Genomic DNA, 25376 nt, shown 5'->3' on the forward strand with positions numbered 1-25376 from the left:
GCAGCCGGCGCGCCGCCGGTTACCGAAGTCAGCACAACCTTATGGGTTGGTTAGAGGCTCCCGCAGTCCCGCATTCCCGTGCCGAAGTGACCATACGATCGGTGCCGGCCCTTCCCCGAAGGACCGACGCGTCGATCTCACTTCCCCGTCTCGGCATGCGCGCAGGAAACCACGGAGCCTGAAATCCATGACCCAGCGAACACGATTCGGAACCGGCCTGCTGGTACTGGTGGTTGTGCTTCTCGCCTTCGCGATATCCGTGCTGGCGATGCAGCCGGCGGCGGCCGCTGGTCCCATCCCGGGTTCCCCGCTGGACGCCTACGACCAGCGGATACCGTACGACATGGGCGTCCACAAGATCGCTCGACTGGCCGCGCTCATCTCCTATGTGCTGATGGCGGCCACGATCGTGCTCGGCATCGTGCTCCGGATGCGCTACTTCCAACGCACCGTCAATCGTGGGACGGTGTACGGGGCGCACATGACCGTCGCCCTTTCCGCGCTGATCTTCGGCGCCATTCACGGCGTGACCTTCACCTACCAGCCGGTGTGGGAAATCGACGTCATCCACCTCCTCGTCCCCTTCACCGGCGGCCGGCAACGGGTTCCGGTCGGCCTGGGCATCCTGGGCACGGAACTGGCCGTCGCAGCCGGATGTTCGGTGTGGCTGCAACGACGACTCGGCTATCGAAGGTGGCTGAGGTTCCACCAACTCTCCTATGTCGCATTCGGATTGATCTGGCTGCACATTTTCACCGTGCACCCGGAGCCGCGCCACATCAACCCCGCCGCGATCGGAGTCGCGGCAGGCTTCCTGTCCTGCCTGCTGGCCTTCCTCATTCGAGTCCTCCCCTCGCGCTCAAGGCTCAACCAGCGATCCTTCCCGAGTCATGTGGATGCCAACTGATGACTTTTCCGACCCAGAGGCCCGTCCCCGGCCTTGTCCCCGAGAGCGAACCGGTCAAGGTCAGCGTGGACAACAACCGCTGCCACATCTACGGGATCTGCCAACAGGAGGCGCCCGAGGTCTTCCGCATCTCCGAGAGCGGTGCGCTGCACTACACGGGCAACGTACCGGCGAACCTCGCGGCCGCGGCGCGGCAGGCGGTCCGCTGCTGCCCGATGCAGGCCATCGCGATCAGCGGCGGCGCGTCTCCCGCCGCCGCCCGCCATCCCCACCGTTCCCGCCGCTCCCGCCGTTCCCGAAACCGCACGGCGCGCCTCCACGACTACCGGAGGATCGTGGTCGCCGGGGGTGGGCTGGCCGGGCTCAGCGCCGCGAGCAGGCTGCGCGAGCGGGGCTTCGACGGCGAGTTGGTGGTGGTCGGCGAGGAGACCCGCCCGCCCTACAGCCGGCCGCCCCTGTCCAAGCAGTTCCTGGCCGGCGAGTTGGGCGGCGAGGACCTCACGTTCCGGGCCGAGGGCTCCCTCGACGCCCACTGGCTGCTGGGCAGTCACCTGATCGGGCTGGACACGGAGCGCCGGACGCTGAAGCTGCGCGGCGATGAACGGCTGTCCTACGACGGGCTGGTGATCGCCACCGGTGTCGACGCGAGGCGGCTGCCCGAGACCCCGGTGGTCAGCGACCGGATCCGCACGGTCCGCACCCTCGCGGACGCGGCCGTGGTCAGGAAAGCCATCCAGGCGGCCCGGGCCCAGCACGTGGTGATCCTCGGCGGCGGCTTCGTCGGCTGCGAACTCGCCTGCACCGCACGGGATCAGGGCATGGACGTGACCCTGGTCGTGCACAGCGCCCCGCTGCTCAGGCGGGTGCTGGGCAGCAAGCTGGGGGCGGTGGTCGGGCGCATCCAGGCCCGGGCCGGGGTCGACGTCCGGCTCAGCACCCGGATCACCGAATGGACCGACAGCGGCTCCGGACTGCGCCTTCGGCTGGACGACGGAGAGGTGGTCAACGCCGACTTCGTCGTGCTGGGCCTGGGCAGCGTGCCGCGCACCGAGTGGCTGCACGGCAGCGGACTCGACATCGCCGACGGCGTCCTCTGCGCCGCCACCTGTCACGCCGTGGATCTGACCGGTCGTCCGCTGCCCGAGGTCGTCGCCGCCGGCGATGTGGCGCGCTGGCCCAACGTTCGGTTCGACTCCACACCCCGGCGGGTGGAACACCTCATCCACGCCGTCGAGATGGGACAGCACGCCGCCGACGCGCTGCTCCACGGCCCGGCGCAGGCAGCGGAGTTCACTCCGGTACCGCGCTTCTGGTCGGAACAGCACGGGACTCGACTCCAGGCGGTCGGCATGCCCGGGCTGGGCGAGCGGATCGAGATCGTCGAGGGATCGCTGCGCTCCGAATGCTTCGTCGCCACCTACCACCGCGACACCGCACGAGGCGCCCAGACCGTGGCCGCCGTGGCCTTCGACATGCCGCGTCAGCTGCTCGACTACCGTGACCGCATCGGCCACTTCGGCCAGTTCGGCCACTTCAGCCGTACTGGCGGCACCGACTCGCTGGTCGGAGCGCTCACGGCCCGTGCCGGGCGGCGCTGATGGGCCACCGCACAGCTCATCGCAAGCGCCGCGCCACCCAGCACGGCGACACCCTGCGAAGGCTGTTGAGCCTACCCGCGCGCAGGAACGCCCGCTGGCCGTTCGTCGCCGCCGTGATGGCGGGGACCACGGGCCTGTACCTCCAGGTCCTGCTGACCGCCCCACCCATGCCCCCCGGCAACGCACCGGCACCCGAGAGCAGCAGCATCGGGCAGCCGTCGCACCGGGCGTCCGGCAGAACCCCCGACGCCCTCCCTCCAGTGTCGACACGACCAGGAGTCGGCGCATCGTCCCTCCAGTGGGGAGCCCCCATATGACCTCGTCCCGGACGTCAACCAGGCATCGGTCCCCCGGCCGACGCCGGCGGACTGTCGTCCTCAGCCTCGGCCTCGGTGGTGTCCTCACCACGGGTGCCGCTCTGCTGGGCGTGTCGTTCGCCGCCACCGCGCCGCCGCCGGCCCAGCCCAACCCGAACTGCACGCTCACCGTGCCGGCCAACCCGCTGACGGCCCAAGGCCTGGCCACCCCCTACAAGTTGACGGCCACCAATCCCGCTCAGGGTGCCTGCCACGAGTCGAATCCCAACCAGTCGGCCTTCGTTCAGGCCACCGTGCTCGACCCGGCCACCGGCGCGCTGGCCGTCTACAACCCCCTGGTCGTCGACCAGGGAACCACCGCCGCGATCCCGCCCGTCGTTCCGACCCTGCCGGCCAACGCCGTGGTGGGCATCTGGTTCGGCTTCAACGGCGCCACGCTCTCGGTGCAGGGCCAGACCCGGGCCGGAAACTGCGTGGGCGGCGCCCGTGGCGGACAGCCCTTCGGCCAGTTCGCCTACTGCAACGCCCCGGCCTTCTTCGCCGCGGCCAACACCGCGGAAGGGGCGGGCAGGCTCCTCGTCCCGCCGCTGGGCACCGGACGCGACGGCAAGCCCTGCCCGACCACCCGCGACTTCGGCCTCGTCGACCAGGACCAGAGCGACAACGTCACCACCGAGTACCTGGCCACGGCCCAGGGCAGAACCGCGCAGAAGACCGCGAAGAACTCCGCTGCCCTGGGCGGCGGACGGCGGATGCGGAACACCACCGCGCTGCTCAACGGCAGCGACAACCTGCTGCTGGTCGACTTCGAGGACCCGGCGCTGGGCTGCACCCCGTGGACCGCCCCCGACCTGGCCGACCCCGGCAGCAAGGTCACCGCGCTCGCACTCGACGAACTCCAGGCGGCCAAGTTCCAGACGGCTCCGATCGCCCTGGTCCCGCTCAACGACCCCATGGTGACCGAGAACGGCAAGCACAGCCGCCAGAAGGCCGACCTCTACCGAGCGGGGGTGGACCAGCCCGCGGTCAGCGCCGCCGCCAACGGCGATCCCCAGGCGTACTGCGCCGACCTGGCCGCCCTGGGAGCCCAGCGCATCAGGCTCGACCGGCCGTTCACCGCCAAGGCCGCGTCCCCGCAGGCCGGTCAGAGCCTCTTCGACTTCCTGACCCAGCGGCTCAGCGCCTCGCTCACCAGCCTCGGCTGCCCACAGGCCACCCCGCCGCCGAGGCCGAGGCCCAGCACGCCCGGCAGGCCCAGCGCCACCTCCACCACCGTGCCCAGCACCGCGCCCAGCCCGACCGGCAGGTAACACGCGGCTGTGCCCCCGGAGACGGGTTCGCCAAGGATCAGGCCGCTTCGCAGAGAGAGGTCATGGCATGCCGGCAGAACGCCGTGTCGCCCACTCCCGCCGCACCCTGTACTCCTGGGGCGCAGCCGAGCCGAACCCCACGGCCCAGGTCCGGCGCCGTCTGCACAAGGCGCTGAGCGGCCTGGGCGTCCCCCCGGACACGCTCCAGGACGCCCTGGTCATGGCGACCGAACTCACCGCCAACGCGCACTGCCACGCCATCACGCCCTGCCGGGTGGTGCTGGTCCTCACCCAGGCCGCCATCCTCGTCGAGGTCCATGACAGCGACCCCCGGCATCCGCCCGCGTCCGTGGGGCGAGCCGGCCCTGCCATAGCGACGGGCGGGGGCGCAGAGCTCGGCGACCCGATCCTCGCCCTCGCCGAGAGCGGCCGGGGCCTGCAGGTCGTCAACGCCCTCTCGCGCGGTCGCTGGGGATTCCGGGCGGACCTCCGGGGCAAGGCGGCCTGGTTCGCGCTCACCCGTGGCGCCCTACCCGACGGACCAGCGGTGTCCCGACTCGGGTCCGACACGACGTCGAAGAACACGCCGGCCACCACACCGGCGGTCCGGTCCGCAGCACACTACGGTTCCGGGCGGCTGGAATCCCGTGCTGCGAAAGCCTTTAACGAACACCTAAGGTTCCGCTGAGCTTCCGCACGGCATTCCCGGCCACCGGCCCAATTCGCTTGGTGCTACCGGCAGAAGAGAGGCTGGACGTGGCCGGGAAGTCGGCTACGGTGTGCGCCATGACGTCTGTCCTGGTCGTCGAGGACGACCCCGCGATTCGAACTTCCCTGATAGAGGTCCTGACCAGTCATCAGCTTCTGGTCCGCAGCTCTCCCGACGGGTTCGGCGCGCTGCGCGAGATCACCCAGTGGCAGCCGGACGCCGTCGTGCTGGACCTGGGTCTGCCCGACATCGACGGCGCCGACGCGCTGCGGATGATCCGCGGCCTGTCCCAGGTGCCGGTCCTGGTGGCGACCGCCCGCGACGACGACGCCGAGATCATCAGACTGCTCAACGCAGGAGCCGACGACTACCTGGTCAAGCCGTTCTCCGGTGGCCAGTTGATCGCCCGGCTGAGCGCCGTGCTGCGGCGCTGCGCCAATCCGTCCGCCACTCCGGGGCTGGGCGGCATGGGGAGGCCGGGCGGCGGGCCCGGTGCGAGCCATGCCCCCATGGTCACCGGCGAGCTGCGGATCGACCCGCTGGCGCGCACCGTCCATCTGGCCGGCCGGGAAGTGGCGCTGACCCGCCGCGAGTTCGACCTGCTGGCCTTCCTGGCCCGGAACGCCGGACGGGTCGTCTCCAAGCGACAGCTCCTCGCCGAGGTGTGGCGCCAACCGTATGTGGAGGAGCAGACCGTCGACGTTCATCTGTCCTGCCTGCGGCGGAAGTTGGGTGAGCGGGCGGCTCGGCCGCGGTACCTGCACACGGTGCGCGGAGTCGGCGTGAAGCTGGTATCGCCCCCGTGAGAGCCACCCTTGCCATGGTCGCCCTGGTGGTCACCTCCATGGTCGCCGTCTCCTTCCTGGTCCCGCTCGCCCTGCTGCTGCGCACCCAGGTGCAGACCCAGGCGACCCTCGTCGCCGAACAGCGCGCCGCGGCGGCAGTGCCGGCCCTGGCACTCTCCGCCCGGCCTGCGGACCTGGAACGCGTTGTCGCCCAGTTGGACACGTCCGCCCGGCTGGCCGTCCACCTGCCGGACGGCCGGGTCGTCGGCACTGCCCGCACGGCCGAGGCGATGGTCGGCCGCGCGGTCCGTGATCGGCAGCCGGTGACCGGTTCCGTCCCGGGTGGATGGGCGTACCTGCAGCCCGTGCTGCTGGACCAGGACCGGGTGGCCGTGATCGAGGAGTTCGTCCCGCAGGCCGAGTTGACCCGAGGGGTGGCCAGGGCATGGACCGTGATGTCCCTGCTGGCCGTGTCCCTGGTGATCGGCTCCGTCCTGGTCGCCGACCGTCTCGCCGCCCGGGTGGTGCGCGCCTCCCGCCGACTCTCCGAGGCCTCGGCGGCGCTCGGCTCGGGCGATCTGGATGTGCGGGTGGAGCCGACCGGGCCCCCGGAGCTGCACGCCGCCGGCCTGGCCTTCAACAGCATGGCTGACCACATCGCCAAACTCCTCGCGACCGAACGTGAGTTGGTCGCGGACTTGTCCCACCGGCTGAGGACTCCCCTGACGGCGCTGCAGCTCGCGGCCGAGCGGATCGGCCCGGTCCAGGGCGCCACCCGGGTGGCCGCCGCGATCCATCACCTGGAGTCCGAACTGGACTCGATCATCCTCGCCGCCCGAACTCCCCTGTCCACCAGGTCGATGAGCGCCGACGGCCGCACGGGCGCGCGGGAGGTCGGCAGCGCCCGTGCAGGGCAGCGGTCCGGCGAGGTGTGCCAGGCCTCCGAACTGGCCAGGCACCGGGTCGGCTTCTGGTCGGTGCTGGCCGAACAGCAGGGCCGGGCCTGCACGTTCGAGGCGACCGACGAACCGACGCCGGTTCGGCTGCGGGAGGACGACCTCGCCGCCGTGGTCGACGCCCTGGTGGGCAATGTCTTCCGCCACACGCCCCAGCGGACGGGCTTCGCGGTGAGCGTGCAGCGCACGGCGCAGAGCGTCGTCCTGGTGGTCGAGGACGCCGGTCCCGGCATCGAGGACCCGGCCAACGCGCTGTCGCGCGGGGTCAGCACCGGCGGGTCCACCGGTCTCGGGCTGGACATCGCCCGCAATGCGGCGGAGTCGACCAGAGGCCGGGTACGGGTGCTGCGCAGCGAGTTGGGAGGGGCGCGGGTGGAGGTGGCGCTCGGTCTGGCCTCGGATCCGCGCCGCACCCTCGGCGGTCGCTGGCGCCACCGGCATCGGCGGGCCGCGGAGAGAAACAGACTGAATCAGTAAGGGAAAAGCCATGTTGACAATATGTCAGCTAGGCGCCCGGTCATTCCTCGCACAGACCCGCACCGGGTCTTGACTTCGAATGTCCGGCACGGCCACTATCCCTCTACCGGCGGGTAGCAATGCTTCGTCGACGCCCGCAATGCGCCCGTCCCCGCTCTCTGTGTTGCCCTTTCGACTGCGTAACCCCAGGGTGATGCGCGAGGAGAAGAGATTGTCAGACTGGGTGGCGGCAGCGCTCACGGATGCCGAGCTCGCACAACGCATCCGTGACGGGAACCCCCGGGACCGGTCGGCCGTCGAGGAGATCACCGGCCGCCACCGCGCCGTCGTGCTGGCCTACGCCCGCCAGTGCTGCGCGGACCAGCGGGCCGCCGAGAAGCTGACGGCCGAGGCCTTCGAACGGACGCTGGCGGCCGTCCGCGCCGGAGTGGGACCCACCGAGGTCTGGCGCCCGTACCTGCTGGCGACGACCCGCCGAGCCGCCGCCCGCTGGGCCGGCACCGAACGCGGGTCCATGCTGTCGGCCGGCTTCAGCGCATGGCTCACGACGCTGCCCGACCCGAGTCCGGCGGAGCCCTCGGCCGAGGCGACAGAGCCGGCCCAGGCGGCAGCGACGCCAGTGGCAGCCGTGACCGCGGCCGAGTCGGACTCGCTGATGCTCCGGGCCTTCCTGTCCCTGTCGCAGTCCCAGCAGGCCGACCTGTGGCACGCGTTGGAAGAGGGGAACGCGGCCGGGACCGAACCATCGCGGCCCGAGACGACGGCCCGACGCCGCCTCCACGACGCCTACCTCCAGACGTACATCGCACGGGCCCGCAACCGCTTCTGCCGGCATCTGGCCGTCCAGATCGCCGACGGCGTACAACGTCCGCCCGAGGACCGGGTGAAGGACGTCGAACGCCACCTCAGCCGCTGCGCCGGCTGCGCCCGTACCCGCACCGAACTCACCGCCATCCACACCTGGCAGCGCCCCGTCCTCCGTCGTGCGCTGCTCCTGTGGTCGGGCGATCCGTCCTCGACCCCACCCGCCGTGACCTGCCCGGCGCCGCCCGCCGACCCGGCTCCCTGCGCGCCGCGCACGGGTGCGCGCAGGCCACGGGCACCCCGACAGCGCACCGGCGGCAGGCCGCGGATCGGTGGGAGACGCGTCCTGGGGTACTCCGCCGTGGCCGGCGCCGGGGCACTGGCGGCACTCGTGGGCGCCGCCGCCGTCCTCGCGACGGTCGACGCCGCCGGGGCGCACACTCCCTGGGCGGACACCGCGCTCGTCCCGCTCCCCGCGTCCTCGGCATCGACCGCGGGACCCGCGCCCACGCCGATCGGCCAGGCCACCTCGGCCGCTCCCCAGCCTTCGGACACCGCCGCCCCGTCGCCCGGCGCGCCGGGCGCTCTCCAACTCGTCAACGTGAGTTCCGGGCTCTGCGTGGGCATCGCCGATCCGGCCACCTTCGTCCTCCAGCTGCAGCCGTGCGCGGATTCCGGCTCCCCCCGCTGGGAACGCCTTCCGGCCGGTCAGGACGCCTACCAGCTCCGTGTCACCGGCGACGGCGCCGGCAGCGGAACCTGCCTCGACGGAACCACCGGCGGCGGAAACGTCGTCACCGTCGTCCTCCAGCCCTGCCGGTCCGATCCCGGCCGGGCCGAGCAGCTGTGGAAGTTCGTCCCGGGCCCGGACCCCGGAACGTTCCGCCTGTGGCTGCTGCCACCGGTCCCGTCCAGCGACTACTCCGCGCACCTGCTCGGACCGCAGGACTGGTCACCCGCCGATCCACCGCGCGCGGGATCGGTCCTCGCACAACTTCCCGACTACTACGACTCGGACAGCTTCCTCTTCACCCTGAGGTGACGCCGGTCAGCCGGTCTGGCGGGTGGGGTCGAACGGGGTGAACGGGGTGAACGGGCCGAACGGGCTGGTTCACGAAGGGCGCGCGATCTCGATCAGGAACTCCCCGTCCGGGGCACGATCGGCGAGTCGCGCCGCCTCGCGGACATCGGTGACGGACATCCGCTTCGCGAGTTCCATGGCGTCGTGCATCGCGTCGCGGCTGCCCACGTTCTGCATGGCGAGGAACCAGCGGAGCGCCTGCACCTCGTCCACCGCGACCCCGTGTCCGTCGCGGTAGAAGTAACCCGCTGCGTGCATGCCCTGGGCGTTTCCGGCTTCTGCGGCCCGCAGGAACCAGGACAGCGCCTCCGCCACGCGGTTCGACTCGCTCAGGAACTGGCCGAGCTGGCACATCGCTTCCGTGATGCCGCCTTCCGCGGCGCGTTCGAGGAGCGCGAACGCCTTCTCGGGGTCTGCCGGAACGCCTTCGCCGTGGAAGTACAGGGCGGCGAGGTTGAAGGCGCCGTACTCGTCGCCGCCCTCCATCGCCTGACGGAACAACACGGCCGCGCGCGTGGTGTCGGGGGCGACGCCCGTTCCGTTGGCCAGTGCGTGGCCCAGGACCCGCTGGGCCAGAGGGTTGCCGGCCGCCGCGGCGCGCTCGAGGTTCGCCAGGCCGCCGGCGACGTCCAGGCCGGATTCCAGGGCCATGTGCCCGTAGGCGGCCTGCGCGTCGAGCTCGCCGGCGTCGGCCTTCGCCCGCAGCTTCGACAGTTCGGCGTGGATCGCGTCCATCAGGTTCGGATCGCCCAGTGACGCCGCTTCGAGGTACTTGGCCGCCGCCGTCGCGCAGTCGCCGGCATTCCGGGCTGCATCGGCGTCTGCGACGAGTTGACTGGAATAGTCGATCACAATGGCCCACCCTGTTGAAGTCCACTGACGCCACGACGCTATCACCCGGTCCGGAACGCGCGGCCTCCCCGAGCAGTCGCTCTCCCTGCGGAGAGCCTGCGGGGCCGAGGAGGCCGCGCGCGTCGTTCAACGACCCGGAATCACCTCACTGGATGATCGTCCACCCCCCGTCGGGATCGAAGCGGAACACTCCGAACGGGTCGGTTATGTACAGGCTCCTGTTGAGGAACACGGCCTGCTTCGTGAACCAGACCATGCAGTCGTCGCAGACCTCCTTGCTCACCGCCAGCGGCGAGCCCGGAGACAGCACCGAACCCTGCTTCTCGGCGTGCCAGAGGTTGTAGGAGCCTTCCTCGCCGTTGTCGAGGAACGTCTGACCCGGCTTCAGGGCCTCGGCGGGCGAGGCCTCGTAGCCGATGTCCTGGGCCATCTGCTCCATGTCCGGCTCGGCCGGCCTGGTGAACCCGGACGGCAGCTTGAAGCGTCCGCCGCTGACGGTCCACAACTTCCCGTCCCAGCTGACCGTCTTGGACTTGAAGCTGGCGGGCAGCTTCGGCGGCGTGGGCAGGACGATCGGGCAGGTGGCGTCGCCCGGCTTCGGGTTGTTGTCGTTGTGCACCAGGACCGGGGTGTCGCCGGCTTCCACGTAGAAGTCGTGGTCGCCGGGCACCGTGAGGTCCCACATGTCGCCGTCGGACTTGGCCGGGACGGTCCCGCCCTCCACTGTGGCGACGCTGCCGTCGTCGGTGGTGAGCTCGTCGCCCTTGGCCAGCTTGGCGGCCTCCACCCAGCTGCGGCTGGTGCGGTCGTAGAACAGGTGGTGCTGCGTGGTGTTGACGACCTTGTCGCCCTTGGCGGTGTGGACCGTCAGGTCGTAGAGGTCGGTGTCGTGCTTGACCTCGACCACCGAGACGTCGCTGTCCTTGGTCTTGCCGGTCGAGGTGTCGGTCGACTTGACCTTGTCACCGGCACGCAGGGTGCTGATGGCCTTGGTGCTGCCGTCGGCCAGCGCCACCTTGGTGTCCGCGGTGAAACTCTCGCCGCCGCACCGGGTCCCGGAGCCCTCGCCTTCGAGCGCCGCGTCCTCGGAGCTGGAGGCCTTGGCGGCGCCGCCCTCGGCCGCCCCGGCGTCGGCCGCCCCGGCGTCCGCCGCAGCCAGGTCGACCGCAGCCGATTCCTCGAGCGCCGCCGCGCCGGCCACCACGCCGGCCGCGACGCCGACGCCCATGGAGCCGGCGATCGCCGCGCCACCTTCCATGATCGCGGCGAACACGCCGGCGCCGATCATGCCTCCGGCGCCCATGGCCGAACCCTCGGCCATCGCGGCGCCGATGGCGACCAGGCAACCGCCCTCGGTGATGATCGTGCACGCGACGCCGCCGACCACGGCGGCCGCCCCGAGGCCGATCTCGACGGCCGACATCCAGTCGTGGCCGTCCATCTCGACGTTGCTCACCGGGTTGCCGCCCGCGAAGCCGTACCGGTTCCCGGCGGCGGCCATGGCCTGGTCCGCGCTCGCGCCACTGAAGGTGTCACGCGTCATGAACCGGTTGATGTTCGGGTCGTAGCTGCGCGCGCCCATGTTGAGGGTGGACGTGGCGGTGTCGACGCGTGCCGAGTTGAACCGGTACGCGTTGTAGGGGAACGTCGAGACGCCGTTGCCGAGTTGGCTGTTCTTGTCGGTCCCGGAGTCCCAGGTGTTCGGGAAGTTGGCGGTGTCGACGCCGTAGGCGGTGTAGTCGTACGTCGCCGTCGTGCTGCCGGTGTTGCTGGTCAGCGCTTCCACGTCGGAGTGCGGGCTGTAGCTGTAGTAGTTGTACTGGGTCAGCCCCGGTCCGCTGCCGGAGTTGGTGTTGATCATGCCGAGCCGCTCGCCGCCGGGCGAGTAGTCGTACACCTTCTGCGCCGCGCTGAAGCCGGTGACGGTCTCGTCCTGCACGACGGTGCCGGCGCCGAGGTAGTCGAAGGTCGAGGTCTGCGCGGTGGAGCTGCCGTCGTTCTCCGTCTCGGTCAGCGGCCGGTTGATCGTGTCGTAGGTGTAGTCGGTCTTGTTGTTGACGGGATTCGTGGTGGTCCCGCTGGTGGACGCCTGCTCCAGGATGTTGTCGAAGGCGTCGTACTTGTAGCTCTGGCTGATGCCGTTGACGTAGCCGCTGGAGAAGCCGCTGGTGACGGCGGTCAGCCGGCCGAGCGTGTCGTACTGGTACGCACCGGTCGGCAGCGCCGGTACGGTGGCCGACTGGTTCTGCGTGTAGTCCATCCGGCCGCGATCGTAGAAGTACCCGATCTGGGTCTGGTTGACGGTCTGCACGCTGACGTTGCCGGCGCTGTCGTAGATGTAGTCCTCGACGTCGGCGCCGTTGTTCTTGACCTGGGTCACCTGGTTGTTCGGGCTGTAGCTGCGGGCCAGGGTCCGGGTCATGGCGGCGCCGGTGTCGGCGTTCTGCAACACCTGCGCGTCGGAGACGACGTTGTTGTTCGGGTCGTAGGTCAGGGTATGCGAGTCGACCGTGGTCCCGACCGAGGTGGCCTCGAGGCTCGAGGCCAGGGTGCCGTCGGAGTTGTAGGTCGCCGTGAGGAGGTTGCCGTTGCCCTTCTGCTCGGTGGCCGGTTTTCCGGTCGGGGTGTAGGTGTACGAGGTGGTGAGGCCGGGATCCAGACCGGACTGCTGGTTCAGTACGGACGTGAGCCGGCCCATGGCGTCGTACGTGTAGTTGTCGATCCGCGCGTCGAAGGTCTGCGTCTTGGGACGGCCCATCGGGTCGTAGGTGTAACCGATGGTGTGCTTGGCCGTGCCGGCGAGGTTCTCCTGCAGCTGGGTCATCTGGTTCAGCTGGTTGAACGCCGCGTGGAAGTCGTCGAACGTGGCGCCCGTCGTGTTGTCGAGCGCGTCGGTCCGGTTGCCGTCGGCGTCGTACACGTAGGAGTAGCTCTCCGGGACCGTCGTGCCGTCAGCGCCGTTGTCACGGACGATCTTCACGGCGTCCGCGGCCACCAGGTAGCCGCCCGGCGGTGCCAGGGTGATGCTCTGACCGGAGCCGGCCTTGAAGTTGAACTCCGTGGCCGAGGAGGTCTTCAGCTGCACCCACTGACCCTGGTTCGCGTTCTGGTTGACCAGGATCCCGGGGTTCGTGGAGCCGCCGTTGTAGGCCACCGTGTACGAGGCGTACGCCGAGGTCAGCGAAGTGTTGGTCGGGATGTGCACGTACACCGAGTAGTTGCCGTCCTGCGGCACCGAGAGGTTCCACTGGAAGACGTTGGTGTTGGAGCCACTGGCGGTCCAGTAGTCGGCGCCGTCGGCGCCGTCGCCGGAGACCTTGCTCCATTCCGTGTTGTTGGCGACGCTCGCCGCGGCGTTGCCCGCGAGCATGATCTGGGACTGCCAGCCGGCGGGCAGGCCGCTGTCCTGGAAGGACTGGAGCTTGCCGTCCGGGTAGTGGCCCCACTGCTGGGTGCGGCTGCCGGAGCCGTCCTCGGAGAGGATCATGCGCTTGGCCTGCCGGCCGGCGTTGTCGTAGTCGTAGGAGGTGATGATGTTGAAGGGGTCGGTGGAGTTCTGCGTCCAGCCGTTGTCGTAGTACGTGTAGGACGTGGTGGCGGTGGACTGCAGCGGCGCGAAGGTGCCCTGCGGGGTCACCGTGTGCTGGGTGACCGAGCTGATCCGGCCGGCCGGGTCGTAGCTGTAGTCACTCTCCGGCTGTTCGGGGGCACCGTAGTTGGTGTCACCGGGCAGGACCGCGCCCAGCTTCTTCGACACCCGGTTGTCCGCGTCGAACACCGTCGAGGTGGTGTAGGAGCCCGGGTGCGCGGTGGCGTTGAGGACCCCGAGCGGGGAGATGACGCCGGTCCGGTTGCCGACCTGGTCGTAGGTGTACTGCGTCGTGTCGTACACCGCGGTGGAACCGGTTCCGGTGTGCGGCGAGTTGACCTGGGTGACCTGACCGTCGGAGTCGGTGGTGTACACCGTCATGACGCCGTTCTGGTCCGTCGTGCTGTACCGGTAGCCGTCCGGGTCGTAGCTCACCGAGGCGACGTGGTTGAGCGCGTCGGTGACGGACAGGACCCGGTGCTCCAGGTCGTAGGCCAACTTGCTGATCTTGCCGAACGGGTCGGTCACCTGGAACTTATTGCCGACGTCGTCGTAGTCGGTCCTGGTGACGGCGCCCGCCGCGTCGGTGACCGAGGTCGCCTCGTTGGCCTTGTCGTAGCCGGTCGTGGTGGTGTACGACCCCGCGGTGGCGGTCGGGAGGTTCCCGTTCGGCTGAGTGGTCGTCAGCCGGTTGCCGACCGCGTCATAGGTGTAGGTCACCTTGCGGACCGGGGAGGTCGGGGTGTCCTGCGGCAGGGTCGTCGAGGTGATCCGGTCCATCGGGTCGAAGACCGCCGAGGACACCGCGCCCGTGGCCGAGGTGCTCTGGGTGGTGTTGTCGTTGGCGTCGTACACCGCGGCGGGCGTGGTGATGTACACCGCGTGGCGCTGGTCCTTGGGGACCGAGGAGTCCAGCCTGCGCAGGAACACGTCGTAGTTCTGGGTGGTGGTGTTCCCCAGCGGGTCGCTGGTGGCCGTCACCTCGCCGCGCTGGCCGTACACCATCTGGCCCGCGTTGCCCAGCGGGTCGGTGACGGTGCCCGGGGCCCCGGAGGGGTCGTAGTTGGCGTAGGTCGTCTTGTGGCCGTCGGCGTCGGTCTGCGAGAGCTTCTGGCCGAAGACGTCGTAGGTGTAGCTGGTGGTGTACGAGCCGGCGGCGGCCCCGGAGACGGTGCCGTTCGGGTCGACGGCGGTGAGCTGGTTGCCGAAACCGTCGTAGGTGTAGTGCCAGTGCCGGGCGCCGGGACTGCCCAGGTCCGTCAGGTGGGCGATGTGGCCGCCCTGGAGGAACTGGTAGTTGTAGGTGGTCTGGTAGTGCGTGCCGTCGCCGTTGGCCACCGCGCCGATCTTCGTCAGCGGGTAACCCGTGTTGGCGTCATAGGTCCACGTGGTCTTGGCGTTGTTGTCCTCGGTCAGGGTCGTGACGTTGTTGTCGGCGTCCCAGGCCATCGTGGTCTTCTGGTTCAGCGGGTTGACCACCTGGACCATCCGCCCGGCCGAGTCGGTCTGGTAGACGTACGGCTGGTTGTTCGCGTCCGTGACCGTGGACTGCGTCTGCGCGCCGCTGACGGTGCTCGCCGTGTTGGCGAACGTCGTGGTCCTGCCGTCCCGGTCGGTGATCGACCGGGTCTGCCACTTGGTGGCCGAGGAGGGCGGGTAGTAGGCGATGGCGGTGCTGTTCCCGCGCGGGTCCTGCACCGACACCAGCTTGACGTTCTTCATGCCCTGCGTGGCGTCGTAGCTGAAGTTGAACGTCTTGGCGCTGCTCGTGCCGGCGCCGTCGACCACGCGTTCCAGCAGACCGTTGGTGCTGTAGTAGAAGTTCACCGTGCGACCGGAGATGTCCGAGATCGACGACACGTGGTCGATGATCGCCGGGTCGGTCAGGTTGGTGCCGGTCTGCAGCGCGCCGGTGGAGTCGATGTAGGAGTAGCTGCCGCCCTTGAGGTAGTAGCCGACCTTCATCGTGGTCCGGCCGACCGGGTCGGTGATCTCGGTCAGCAGCTCCGCGGGCTTGTTCTCCGACTGGCGGTCCGAGTAGCCGAAGGTGGCGAAGTTGCCGTTGCGGTCCGCCGAACCGGTCGGATAGCCCTCGCAGTCGTAGTAGTCGACCGTGCCCTCGGGCCGGGTCATCGACCAGGCCTGGGAGTACGTGTCCTGCGGCCCGCAGGTGTGCAACTGCTGCAGCCACAGGTGCACGCCCGGCGGCGAGGTCCAGGACGGCGGGTTGGTGGCGGTGTTCAACGTCCACTGGTGGGCGTTGCCGGTACCGTCCTTCATGGCCACCGTCGTCGGGCTCTGCTGCGGGTGCCAGTACAGCGCCTGGCCCAGCCTGGTCGGCGTCGAGGCCTGCAGCGACCAGCCGAAGCCGGTGGTGGTGTCGGTGGTGTCGAGCGAGTTGTAGTTCAGGCGCAGGAAGGTGTTGAACCCTCGCGAGGGGTTGGAGAACAGGTCGTCGTTCCACACCGTGTTGCCGGAGGCGTTGTCGGTGTAGAGCGTCGAGCCGGAACCGGTGTCGGTCTTGGTGTACTGGTAGAACTTCTCCAGGCCGAGCTGGTTGTTGCCGGTCGGGTCCACGCTGATCTGCTGCTTGAGCGAGCCGATCCCGCCGGTGGTGCCGGCGGACATGACCGCGGCCTTGGCCGAGCCGCCCGACGAGGGCGAGGACGGCGAGGACGGCGCCCCGGCCGACAGGTACGCGCCGGTGGTCTTGTTGTACATGTCCCAGGCCAGGCTGTAGCCGCCCGTCTGGTTGGCGTCCGTCGGGGTCGGCGGTGTCACCTGGGCGTTCAGCGTCGCGGTGGCACCGGGCGCCAGGTCCGAGGGCAGCGCGGTCTGCAGCTGGCTGCTGCCGGTCACGTCGGTGCCGTCCGGCAACGTCCAGTGGTAGGTCAGGACTTCGCCGGCCGCCGCCCAGGTCGAGGACGTGGTGTTGTTGACCGTCACCGGAACCGTGTAGGTGGTGCCGGGCTGCATGTCCGACGGCGTGGTCGGGGCGTAGTACGTGGACCCGGTGGAGGAGTCCAGGTAGGTCACCACCAGGGTCGGGGCCAGGGCCGGCTCGGCGGTGCCCGGCCCGGCGAAGATGGTGCGCTCCTGCGGCGAGCCCGAGGTCTCCCCGGCCAGCTTCAGCAAGAGGCCGTGGTCACTGCCGGCGGTGTCGATCCAGCCCTGCACGGTCGACGTGGCGTCGAAGTTGCGCCGGTTCGGGTCGTTGGTGAAGCCGTTCAGGGTGCCGCCCGGCGCCGCGGTGTAGTCACCGCCCGCCGTGGTCCAGGCGGTGCCGGTGGCGGCCGAGTTCCAGGTGGCCTGGTTCCCGGTGAACGACCGGGTCAGACCGTGCAGCTCGTAGACCGCGCCGGAGCTGCCCGTGGTCGTCGTCTCCTGCCACAGCTTCAGGTGCGCGTCCAGGATCCGCGACCCGGCCGGCACCTGCGACAGCTGCCCGAAGTCCAGCACCGAGCGGGCGACGCCGTAGGTGGCGGAGTTGTCGCCGACCTCCAGCCACGGCTGCGGCGTGCCGGCGTTGCTCAGGGTGTTGAGCACCGAGGTCGACAGGGTGGACGACAGCGTGGTCGCGGCCACCGACGGGATCAGCAGCGTGGTCCGCCCGGCCTCCGGCAGCCGGACCAGCTGCGTGGGCCCGGAGATCAGCTGACCGCCCTTGGTCTTGATCGCGACCATGTAGTAGTAGGCGTTGCCGTACGGATCGGAGTTGTTCGCCGGGGTCGGCACGGCCGTGGAGTCCACGAAGGCCGTCTGGGACGGGTCCACCGGCGAGATCTCGGTGTCCGCGCCCGGCGAGAACGTCTGGAAGACGCTGCGGTGCACCTGGTACTGCGCGATGTCATTCGCGGTATTGCCGGTGGTGTTCGTGTAGGCGGGCCAGGACAGCTCCGCGCCGGTGGCGTGGATCACCGTCGGCGGCTTCACCGCGATCCCCGGGATCCCGTAACTGATGGTCAGCTTCGGGTAGTTCACGACCTCGCCGCCATAGGCGTAGATCGATCCCTCGAACCGGGGACCGCCTTGGCCCAGCGGCGTCTCGTTGGTGGCCCTGAGGACGAACCCGTTGTTCGCCGCCGAGCCGCTGATCCAGTTCTGCACCGCCGAGGTGACCGGGAAGTCGTCCCACACGCCCACCTGGTTGGCGTTCATCTGCGACGTACCGGCGACCGGGCCGCCGATCGACGAGGCGTTGCTCCAGGTGGCCGTCGTCGGCGACCAGGAGGCGTTCGCCTGCAGTGCCTGCATCGGCACGTTGTTGCTGCCGGTGGTGACCGTCTGGTCGTAGTACAGCTTCAGATCCGCCGAGTTGATCGTGCTCCCGGCCGGAACCGACGGCATCGGGAACTTGATCAGCGCCCGGGCCGCGCCGGTGGTCGTGGTCCCCACGGTCAGCCGCCACGACGTGCTGTAGTTCGTCGTCGCGCCGTCGGCCGAGATCATCACGTTCGACGCCGTCGCCGAGGTCGGCGAGACCAGCACCGTCGGATCGATGGTGACCGGGTAGGCCCGGGCCTTGTCGGCCAGCCAGGCCGCGTTCGGGGTCTCGGTCAGCCGCAGGGTCCCACCGGCCGCGTCGAAGGCCATGGTCTGCGTGACCTTCGAGCTGTAGGCCTTGCCGTAGGGCGAGTTCTTGTCGTCCTTGGCGTCCACCATGTAGGGCGCCGGGATCGTCATCACCGGATTCGCCGACTCGCCGCCGAGCAGGTCGATCGAGCCGTCCGGGTTCCGCCTCGGCGTCAGGCCGCCGCCCAGGTTCAGGGTGAACGAGTAACTCGCCGTGGCACTCGGCGCCTTCGCCAGGACGATGGACTCCTTCAACCCGGTCGGCAGGACCTGGTAGTCCAGATCGGTGTTCGCCCACGCGCCGGGGTAGGCGGCCGCCGAACCGGTCAGCTTCGGCGAGCCCACCGTCGCGCCGTCCGCGCCGAGCTGCACCGAGGCACCGCCGGACTCCAGCCGCACCAGCGAACCGGCCTGCGAGGAGAAGTACGTGTGGAAGGAGTTGCCCTCGGCCCCGGCGGTGAATCCGTTGTGGGCCAGCGGCTTCACCGTGCTGTCGATGTCCTGCCAGTCGCCCTTGGCGTCCTGGTAGTGCACCGGCGCCGCGGACAGGTCCTCCTGCGCGCTGCCGTCGGACATCTGGAAGAGCTTGCTGTTCGCCGTCCGCTTCCCGGTTAGCTCCTTGGTCCGGGTGGCGTGCGGATCGGCCGCGGCGGCCTGTGTGCCGCCGTGCTGGGCCGGCTTGGTGTAGGCGGCCGTGGTGTTCTTGCCCTTCGGGCCCGGCTTCCAGTTGCCGTCACCCGGCGGCTGGATGTGCACGCTCGAGTGCGCGTGTGCCGCCTCGGAGAACGCGAATTGGGACAGCGTCATCCCCGACACCAGGAGCGTGGATGTGGTGACCCAGGCCGTCCACCGGTGTAACCGCAGTCTTTTCTTCACTGCTGACCTTTCAGCCGTCTCGACCGCGCTCCATCGGCGGGTCCGGATGTACAGCGCGGCCGCCGTCGGGATCGTCACAAAGCTGCGACCTGCGGAAATGCCCGGCTGGACTGGGCATTTCCGCAGGTCGCGGGCGATCTACCCGCCGTGCGGCGGATGGCAAAAGGTCTGTAGAGGTTCTGCTCGGAAGCCCTTGTCTTCGGGCACGATCGACGAGCCCCGCCGAGCGGGTGTGATGTCGGTGCGTGTGGTTACCACCAAGGGCTCACGCCATCGTCTGTCCGTTCTCGAAGTACGCCACGAGGGCGGGATCCAGCGGCGGCACGTCGTACGGCATGCTGCCGGCACCACGGGCTCGGTGGTCAGAGTTGCTCGGTGTTCAGAGCCGCCCGGTGTCGCCCAGTGGTCAGAGCTGCTCGGTGGGGCGCACGAGCAACTCGTTGACGGCCACGTGCCGGGGGCGGGTGACGATGTAGCCGATGGCGTCGGCGATGTCCTGGCTCTGCAGCCGCTCGATGTCGCCCAGGGAGCTGGCGATGACCTGCTGGACGACCTGCGGGTTGTGGGTGCGCAGTTCGGTGTCGACGCTGCCCGGCTCGACCACGGACACCCGGACGTGCTGGCGGGCCAGCTCCTGGCGCAGCGATTCGGTGAAGGCGCCGACGCCGAACTTGGTGGCGCAGTACACGGCGGACATGGCGAAGGCGCTGCGGCCGGCGACCGAGCCGATGTTGACGATGTCGGCGACCTCGCGCGGGCCCTGGCCGGCTGCCTTGAGCAGGTGCGGAACGGCCGCATGGGTGGTGTACATCAGGCCCATGAGGTTGATGTCGATCATGCGACGCCAGTCGTTCAGGTCCGCGTCGGGGGCGGGCCCGAGCAGCATGAGACCGGCGTTGTTGACCAGGATGTCCAGCCGGCCCAGGCCCTCGACGGTCCGGGCGACCGCTGCCGCGGCGGCCTGGGCGTCGGTGATGTCGGCGGGCACGACCAAGGCCTGGCCACCAGTGCTGGAGATCTCCGCGGCGAGGTCGGTGAGCCGGTCCTCGCGGCGGCCGACCAGCGCCACTGACGCCCCCTCACGGGCGAGTTCCAGGGCGGTGGCGTGGCCGATGCCGCTGGAGGCTCCGGTGATCAGGGCGACGGTTCCTTCGAGACGACGAGTCATGGTTCAAACCTTTCGATGAGGACGGGAGTGGACGGGAGTCGAGGGAAGTGGATGGGGCTCTGGAGGACTGGCGTGGAGGCCGCTCAGGGCCGGGTCATGGGCACAACCCGATAGCGGGGCCGGCTCCCTCCGGGCCGCGCGAAACGGCGACCCGCTGCGGGGCCCCGGCCGGGCCGGGGCGCCGAGGATGTTGGGCATAACCTGCTCCGTCTTCACGAGAACCGCCCGCTGGGGAGCGGGTCCTTGGGCTGCGCCAGGGAGAAGGACCGGTCATTCCGTCCAGGGGCCGCCGCCCTCGCTCACGGCAAAGCCGTGCTGCGGCCGGCCTCCTGTCAGCATCCACCTCCGGAGGCCTGCCACCGCCCTGCCGGAGCCGCGGGCCGCATTGGCTCACACGGCCGGGCGAACGGCGTCGCAGCGGGCATGCCGACCTCAAGAAGGAGAAAGACTGGTCGTTCTACCTGCTCGCTCGACGATAACCTCCCCCGCCCCTTTGCGCCAACCTCACTCTCGGCGGCATGGTCTCCTCGAAGAACTCTCGGCGGAGCCTGTCGGATCGAGGCAGCGGCGTTCGTAGCAAGGGTGAGAGGCGGCCCGAGCGGGCGGCCGCACGACGGCAGGAGATGAATCCGATGGCGCAGTACCTGATGTCCGTGCTCGACGACACGACCGATTCCGCGACCCCCGAGGAGATGTCCGCGATCGGCGTGTTCAACGAGCAGCTCGACGCGGAAGGCCACTGGGTCTTCGCCGGCGGCCTCGCCTCTCCCAGCACCGCCACCGTGGTCGACGCCCGGGACGGGCAGCCGGTGTTCACCGACGGGCCCTACCTGGAGTCGAAGGAGTACCTCGGCGGCTTCTGGATCATCGAGGCTCCCGAGTTCGACGTGGCGCTCCGGCTCGCCGCCCTGGCGTCGAAGGCCTGCAACCGCAGGGTGGAACTGCGGCCGTTCCTGGGCGCATGACCGACGTCGAGCACGGGGGTACCGCCGGCCGGAGGCTGGGGGAGATCGCCCGGGTCCACCGCGAGGAGTGGGCCCGGGTGGTCGCGACCCTGGCCAGGCGCTTCGGGGACCTCGACCTCGCCGAGGACATGGCCGCCGAGGCCTTGGCGACCGCCGTCGAGCGCTGGCCGGTCGACGGCGTCCCGCCCAGCCCCGGCGGATGGCTCACCACCACCGCCCACCGCAAGGCCATCGACCGGATCCGGCGCGAGGCCAGGCGCGAGGAAAAGCACCGGGAGGCCATGATGCTGTCCGACACCCCCGAACCGCTCGGCGCCGGCGAGCCGCTCGGCGCCATCGAGGACGACCGGCTCCGCCTCGTCTTCACCTGCTGCCACCCCGTTCTCGCCATGGAGGCCCGGGTCGCGCTGACCCTGCGGATGGTCGGCGGCCTCACCGTGCCCGAGATCGCCCGCGCGTTCCTGGTCCAGGAGACCGCCATGGGCCGACGGATCACCCGCGCCAAGGCGAAGATCAAGGCGGCGAGGATCCCCTATCGGGTGCCGTCGCGTGCGGACCTGCCGGCCCGGGTCACCGGGGTGCTCGCCGTCCTCTACCTGATCTTCAACGAGGGTTACCTGGCCTCGGCCCCCGAGCGGGAGGCGGTCCGCGGCGATCTGACCGCCGAGGCGATCCGGCTGACCCGGCTGGTCCGTGACCTGATGCCGGCCGACGGGGAGGTCGCCGGACTCCTGGCGCTGATGCTCCTGACGGAGGCCCGCAGAGCCGCGCGGCTGTCGGCGAGCGGTGAGCTCGTCACCCTCGACGAGCAGGACCGTGGCTCCTGGGACCGTGCGCTGATCGCCGAGGGCCACGCCCTGGTCCGCTCGCGCCTCGCCTCCGGCCAGGCGCCGGGGCGCTACCAGATCCTCGCCGCGATCAACGCCGTCCACACCGACGCCCGCGACGTCCGCGACACCGACTGGTCGCAGGTCGTCGCGCTCTACGACCAGTTGGTCCGCCTTGACCCCTCGTCAATCGTGCGGCTCAACCGGGCGATCGCGGTCGCCGAGCTCGACGGCCCGGAGGTCGCGCTGGCGGCGGTGGACGGTCTGCCGCTGGATGGCTACCACGCCTTCCACGCCACCCGCGCCGACCTGCTGCGCCGGCTGGGCCGGAGCGAGGAGTCGCGGGCGGCGTACGACCGGGCCATCGGGCTGGCCGGCAACAGCGCCGAGACGGCGTACCTCATCCGTCGCCGCGGCCAGCTGGCCGGCCCGTGAAGTCAGAACCGGTGCGGGTCAGAACCAGCGCAGGCAGTGCGGGGAGCGCTCGGCGCGGAACAGGGCGTCGGCGAGGGCGGCCGCGCCCGGGCGGTGGGCCCGGATGTGTCCGGCGCGCACGAGCGTGCTCGGGGCCGTCCCCTGTTCTGGGCACCGCGACGCGCGGTGCCCCGGCACAGTGCAGCGTCACCTCGTCAGCAGGTCAAGCCGTGCTCCTGGAAATCCTTCGCTTCCAAGGTCAGTGGATTGCTACTGTCCGAGGCTGCACGGTGGGATCACCTGTGCGGGGATCTCACGAGGGCGGCGTTGTGACCACATATCTGATCGGTGGCGGCTGGAACGACGAGGCGGCGGAGCTGGTCTACGGACCGTTCCTCGCAGCGGCCGGTCCCGAGCCCGTGGTGGCCTGTCTGCTGATCGATGAGGGCGACGGCGCCGAGCAGTTCGCACGCTTCGAGGCGGTGCTGCGCAAGGTTGCTCCCTGCGTGCCCGTCCCCGTCCTGGTGCCGCTCGGCGGCGTTCTCGATCCGGCCGCGCTGGACGGGGCGAGCGCCCTGCTGGTCTGCGGTGGTCTGACCCCCGCGTACCAGGACGCGCTGGTACCGGTCCTCGCGGAACTGCCCACCCTGCTGGCCGCTCGCGACATGCCCTACGCGGGCTTCTCAGCCGGGGCCGTCGTCGCCGCGCAGGCGGCAGTGGTCGGGGGCTGGCTCTCGCACGGCACCCAGGTGTGCGCCGAGGAGGCCGCCGAGGACCTCGAGGAGATCGAGGTGCGACCGGGCCTGGGCCTCGTACCGTTCACCGTCGACGTGCACGCCGCCCAGTGGGGCACGCTGCCGCGCCTGATCGAGGCCGTCGCGCTCGGCGCGGCTGCATGCGGCGTGGCGATCGACGAGAACACCCTGCTCACGGTGGACGGCGACCGCGCCCACGTCTCCGGACTGGGCCGGGTGCACCTCGTCCGCGTGGATGGCCCCCATCGCACGGTCGCGCTCCGCGCCTACCGCCCCGGCGAGGAGTTCGCCCTGTAGCCCTCGCGGAACCGAGGCCACCGGGCAGCGGGGGCGCGGCGGATCCGACCCGGGTGGTCCCGCTGCCGGTGCGGTGCCAGGGTGGATACGTCAGCCCATTCCCCTGCTTGTACCAGGAAGGTGGCGAGAGGCCATGGCTGAACACCCACATGCCGCGCTGATCCGCAAGGGGTACGAGGCGTTCTCGGCCGGCGACATGCAGACCCTCAGAGACATGATGACCACCGACTGCACGCAGCACGTGCCGGGGAGTCACCAGCTGTCCGGCGACTTCAAGGGCGTGGATGCGGTACTCGGCTACTACGGCCGGCTCGCGGCGGAGACGGGCGGGACCTTCCGGGTCGACATGCAGCACCTCTTCGTTGACGGCCGGGGCCATGTGATGTCGGTGCACCGGTTCACCGCCGAGCGGGCCGGCAAGAAGATCGACATGGCGGGTGGCATCGTGTTCCGCATCGTCGGCGAGAAGGTCACCGACCTCGACGAGTGTGTCGAGGATCTGACGGCAGCGGACGACTTCTGGGCCTGACTTCAGGACCGCAACCGCCTGAACTCCACGCCATCACATCGGCATGCCGCCGAGCCGTCATGCCGGTGTGCCGCCGTGCCGTCATGTCCTCATGTCCTCATACCGTCAGGACGACCTTGCCCTGGACGCTGCCGGTGCCGACCAGCTCGTGGGCCTTGGCGGCGTCCGCCAAGGCGAAGGTCTGCTGCACGTACGGGCGCAGCTGCCCCGCCTCGACCAGGGCGTTCAGCCCCTCCAGGCCGACCGCGTCGGGCTCCACCGTGACCCCGGCGAACCGCACCCCGGCCTGCTCGGCAAGGGCCGGCAGCGTGGTGCTGGCCTTCTCCACCGCGGTGACCAGGATCCCGCCCGGACGCAGCACCGGCAGCGAGCGCTCGGCGGTGCCACCGCCGACCAACTCCAGCACCACGTCCACCTCGCGGACCTGCCCGGCGAAGTCGCCGGCCCGGTAGTCGATCAGCTGGTCGGCGCCCAGACCGCGCAGGAACTCGTGCTTGCCCGCGCTGGCCACGGCGATCACCTCGGCGCCCCGCGCCTTGGCGATCTGCACCGCCAAGTGGCCGACCCCGCCGCCGGCCGCCTGCACCAGCACCCGCTGGCCCGGATGCACCTCGGCGATGTCCACCAGCATCTGCCAGGCCGTCAGACCAGCCAGCGGCAGCGCGGCGGCCTGGACGTGGTCGAGCCCGGCGGGCTTGCGCACCAGCTGCCGCGACGGCGCGACGGCGAACTCGGCGTAGCCGCCGGCCTGCTTGGGGAAGAGCGGCATCCCGTAGACCTCGTCGCCCACCTTGAACCGGCTCACCCCCGGGTCGACCTCCGCCACCACCCCGGAGATGTCCCAGCCGAGCACGAACGGCGGCTCACCGATCAGCGGGAACGCGCCCGAGCGGATGTACAGCTCCACCGGGTTGACGCTCGCCGCCTTGACCTGCACCAGCACCTCGGTGGCGCCCGGCACCGGTCGCGGCGCCTCGACGGCCTCCAGCACCTCGGGACCGCCGAAGGACTTCTGAGTAATCGTCAGCATTGGGAGACACTCCGTCAGATCTCGGACTCCGCCCGGACGTTCCGGGGAGTGTCACCATCCTGCGGGTTGCTGGTATCCATTGAACAGTAGGCACCTTTCTGGTATCTAGGTACCTCATGGGTACTACCTCCGACCTGCGCGGCTACGGCGGCGCCAATGCCTATCTGGCGGCCTGCCCGTCCCGGACCATCCTCGACGTGCTCGCCAACAAGTGGACGATGCTGGTGATCGGCGCCCTCGGCGACGGTCCGCTGCGGTTCGGCGAGCTGCGCCGCCGACTCGACGGCATCACCCAGAAGATGCTCACCCAGACCCTGCGCGCCCTGGAGCGCGACGGCCTGGTCTCCCGCACCGTCTACCCCACCATCCCGCCCCGGGTCGACTACGCCCCCACCGAGCTGGGCCGCAATGTCAGCGGCCTGCTGGATTCCATCCGGATCTGGTCCGAGGACAACATCAACACCGTCCTCGCCTCCCGCTACGCCTACGACGAGCGGGCGGCCATGGAGGTGCCGCCGGTGACGGCCGGTTGACGGCTCTCCCCTCTCCCCAGGCGTT

Annotated in this window: 16 protein-coding genes; 12 read left to right on the forward strand and 4 right to left on the reverse strand. The window is 70.2% G+C overall.

The window, feature by feature from the left end; translation table 11 throughout:
- The first annotated feature begins 187 nt into the window (after positions 1-187).
- From BR98_RS39255 to BR98_RS12200, 7 genes are all read left to right on the forward strand, one after another.
- Positions 188-907: a ferric reductase-like transmembrane domain-containing protein gene (locus BR98_RS39255; RefSeq protein ID WP_051969692.1), complete on the forward strand. Its 720-nt coding sequence runs from the start codon at positions 188-190 to the stop codon at positions 905-907.
- Positions 907-2505, forward strand: a complete 1599-nt coding sequence (locus tag BR98_RS36250; protein WP_051969693.1) for an FAD-dependent oxidoreductase — start codon at positions 907-909, stop codon at positions 2503-2505. The genes BR98_RS39255 and BR98_RS36250 overlap by 1 nt, the downstream gene beginning before the upstream one ends.
- Before the next feature lie 313 nt (positions 2506-2818).
- Positions 2819-4132, forward strand: coding sequence for a hypothetical protein (locus BR98_RS12180; RefSeq protein WP_198042207.1), 1314 nt, complete (start codon positions 2819-2821; stop codon positions 4130-4132).
- 67 nt (positions 4133-4199) lie between these two features.
- Positions 4200-4820, forward strand: coding sequence for an ATP-binding protein (locus BR98_RS36255; RefSeq protein ID WP_051969694.1), 621 nt, complete (start codon positions 4200-4202; stop codon positions 4818-4820).
- 98 nt (positions 4821-4918) lie between these two features.
- A complete protein-coding gene (locus tag BR98_RS12190; protein ID WP_035844313.1) occupies positions 4919-5647 on the forward strand; it encodes a response regulator transcription factor in 729 nt (242 codons plus the stop codon).
- The gene (locus tag BR98_RS12195; RefSeq protein WP_035844315.1) at positions 5644-7059 is read left to right on the forward strand and encodes a sensor histidine kinase; all 1416 of its coding nucleotides are present in this window, start codon (positions 5644-5646) and stop codon (positions 7057-7059) included. Before BR98_RS12190 ends, BR98_RS12195 begins: the two co-directional genes overlap by 4 nt.
- Before the next feature lie 211 nt (positions 7060-7270).
- A complete protein-coding gene (locus tag BR98_RS12200; protein WP_157537708.1) occupies positions 7271-8905 on the forward strand; it encodes a hypothetical protein in 1635 nt (544 codons plus the stop codon).
- 69 nt (positions 8906-8974) lie between these two features.
- Here the strand turns inward: BR98_RS12200 and BR98_RS36260 are convergent, their stop codons facing one another.
- From BR98_RS36260 to BR98_RS12215, 3 genes are all read right to left on the reverse strand, one after another.
- The gene (locus BR98_RS36260) at positions 8975-9796 is read right to left on the reverse strand and encodes a tetratricopeptide repeat protein (protein WP_051969695.1); all 822 of its coding nucleotides are present in this window, start codon (positions 9794-9796) and stop codon (positions 8975-8977) included.
- A 145-nt stretch (positions 9797-9941) separates the two neighbouring features.
- Positions 9942-18764, reverse strand: coding sequence for a DNRLRE domain-containing protein (locus tag BR98_RS12210; RefSeq protein ID WP_051969696.1), 8823 nt, complete (start codon positions 18762-18764; stop codon positions 9942-9944).
- 475 nt (positions 18765-19239) lie between these two features.
- The gene (locus tag BR98_RS12215; RefSeq protein ID WP_035844319.1) at positions 19240-20001 is read right to left on the reverse strand and encodes an SDR family NAD(P)-dependent oxidoreductase; all 762 of its coding nucleotides are present in this window, start codon (positions 19999-20001) and stop codon (positions 19240-19242) included.
- A 632-nt stretch (positions 20002-20633) separates the two neighbouring features.
- On the opposite strand from BR98_RS12215, the gene BR98_RS12220 reads away from it, so the two are divergent.
- The 4 genes from BR98_RS12220 to BR98_RS12235 all read left to right on the forward strand — a co-directional run bounded on the left by BR98_RS12220 (position 20634) and on the right by BR98_RS12235 (position 23788).
- Positions 20634-20966, forward strand: a complete 333-nt coding sequence (locus BR98_RS12220) for a YciI family protein (RefSeq protein ID WP_035844321.1) — start codon at positions 20634-20636, stop codon at positions 20964-20966.
- The gene (locus tag BR98_RS12225; protein ID WP_051969697.1) at positions 20963-22228 is read left to right on the forward strand and encodes an RNA polymerase sigma factor; all 1266 of its coding nucleotides are present in this window, start codon (positions 20963-20965) and stop codon (positions 22226-22228) included. Before BR98_RS12220 ends, BR98_RS12225 begins: the two co-directional genes overlap by 4 nt.
- A gap of 308 nt (positions 22229-22536) precedes the next feature.
- The gene (locus tag BR98_RS12230; RefSeq protein WP_035844323.1) at positions 22537-23259 is read left to right on the forward strand and encodes a Type 1 glutamine amidotransferase-like domain-containing protein; all 723 of its coding nucleotides are present in this window, start codon (positions 22537-22539) and stop codon (positions 23257-23259) included.
- A gap of 133 nt (positions 23260-23392) precedes the next feature.
- Positions 23393-23788 (forward strand): nuclear transport factor 2 family protein, encoded by a 396-nt coding sequence (locus tag BR98_RS12235; protein WP_035844325.1) that lies wholly within the window; start codon positions 23393-23395, stop codon positions 23786-23788.
- A gap of 97 nt (positions 23789-23885) precedes the next feature.
- Here BR98_RS12235 and BR98_RS12240 read toward each other — a convergent pair whose 3' ends face one another.
- Complete coding sequence (locus tag BR98_RS12240) at positions 23886-24818, reverse strand: NADP-dependent oxidoreductase (protein ID WP_035844327.1); 933 nt, start codon at positions 24816-24818, stop codon at positions 23886-23888.
- A 116-nt stretch (positions 24819-24934) separates the two neighbouring features.
- On the opposite strand from BR98_RS12240, the gene BR98_RS12245 reads away from it, so the two are divergent.
- On the forward strand, positions 24935-25351 hold the full coding sequence (locus BR98_RS12245; protein WP_051969698.1) for a winged helix-turn-helix transcriptional regulator: 417 nt from the start codon (positions 24935-24937) through the stop codon (positions 25349-25351).
- Positions 25352-25376 lie beyond the last annotated feature (25 nt).

Source organism: Kitasatospora azatica KCTC 9699, assembly GCF_000744785.1.
Classification (GTDB): Bacteria; Actinomycetota; Actinomycetes; order Streptomycetales; family Streptomycetaceae; genus Kitasatospora; species Kitasatospora azatica.

Bases quoted from the DNA above. Each gene is read 5' to 3' on its own strand.
- BR98_RS12210 (WP_051969696.1), bottom strand. From the start codon at position 18,764: ATGACGCTGTCCCAATTCGCGTTCTCCGAGGCGGCACACGCGCACTCG.
- BR98_RS12180 (WP_198042207.1), top strand. From the start codon at position 2,819: ATGACCTCGTCCCGGACGTCAACCAGGCATCGGTCCCCCGGCCGACGC.
- BR98_RS39255 (WP_051969692.1), top strand. From the start codon at position 188: ATGACCCAGCGAACACGATTCGGAACCGGCCTGCTGGTACTGGTGGTT.
- BR98_RS12215 (WP_035844319.1), bottom strand. From the start codon at position 20,001: ATGACTCGTCGTCTCGAAGGAACCGTCGCCCTGATCACCGGAGCCTCC.
- BR98_RS12190 (WP_035844313.1), top strand. From the start codon at position 4,919: ATGACGTCTGTCCTGGTCGTCGAGGACGACCCCGCGATTCGAACTTCC.
- BR98_RS36255 (WP_051969694.1), top strand. From the start codon at position 4,200: ATGCCGGCAGAACGCCGTGTCGCCCACTCCCGCCGCACCCTGTACTCC.
- BR98_RS12220 (WP_035844321.1), top strand. From the start codon at position 20,634: ATGGCGCAGTACCTGATGTCCGTGCTCGACGACACGACCGATTCCGCG.
- BR98_RS12240 (WP_035844327.1), bottom strand. From the start codon at position 24,818: ATGCTGACGATTACTCAGAAGTCCTTCGGCGGTCCCGAGGTGCTGGAG.
- BR98_RS12235 (WP_035844325.1), top strand. From the start codon at position 23,393: ATGGCTGAACACCCACATGCCGCGCTGATCCGCAAGGGGTACGAGGCG.
- BR98_RS36250 (WP_051969693.1), top strand. From the start codon at position 907: ATGACTTTTCCGACCCAGAGGCCCGTCCCCGGCCTTGTCCCCGAGAGC.
- BR98_RS12225 (WP_051969697.1), top strand. From the start codon at position 20,963: ATGACCGACGTCGAGCACGGGGGTACCGCCGGCCGGAGGCTGGGGGAG.
- BR98_RS12245 (WP_051969698.1), top strand. From the start codon at position 24,935: ATGGGTACTACCTCCGACCTGCGCGGCTACGGCGGCGCCAATGCCTAT.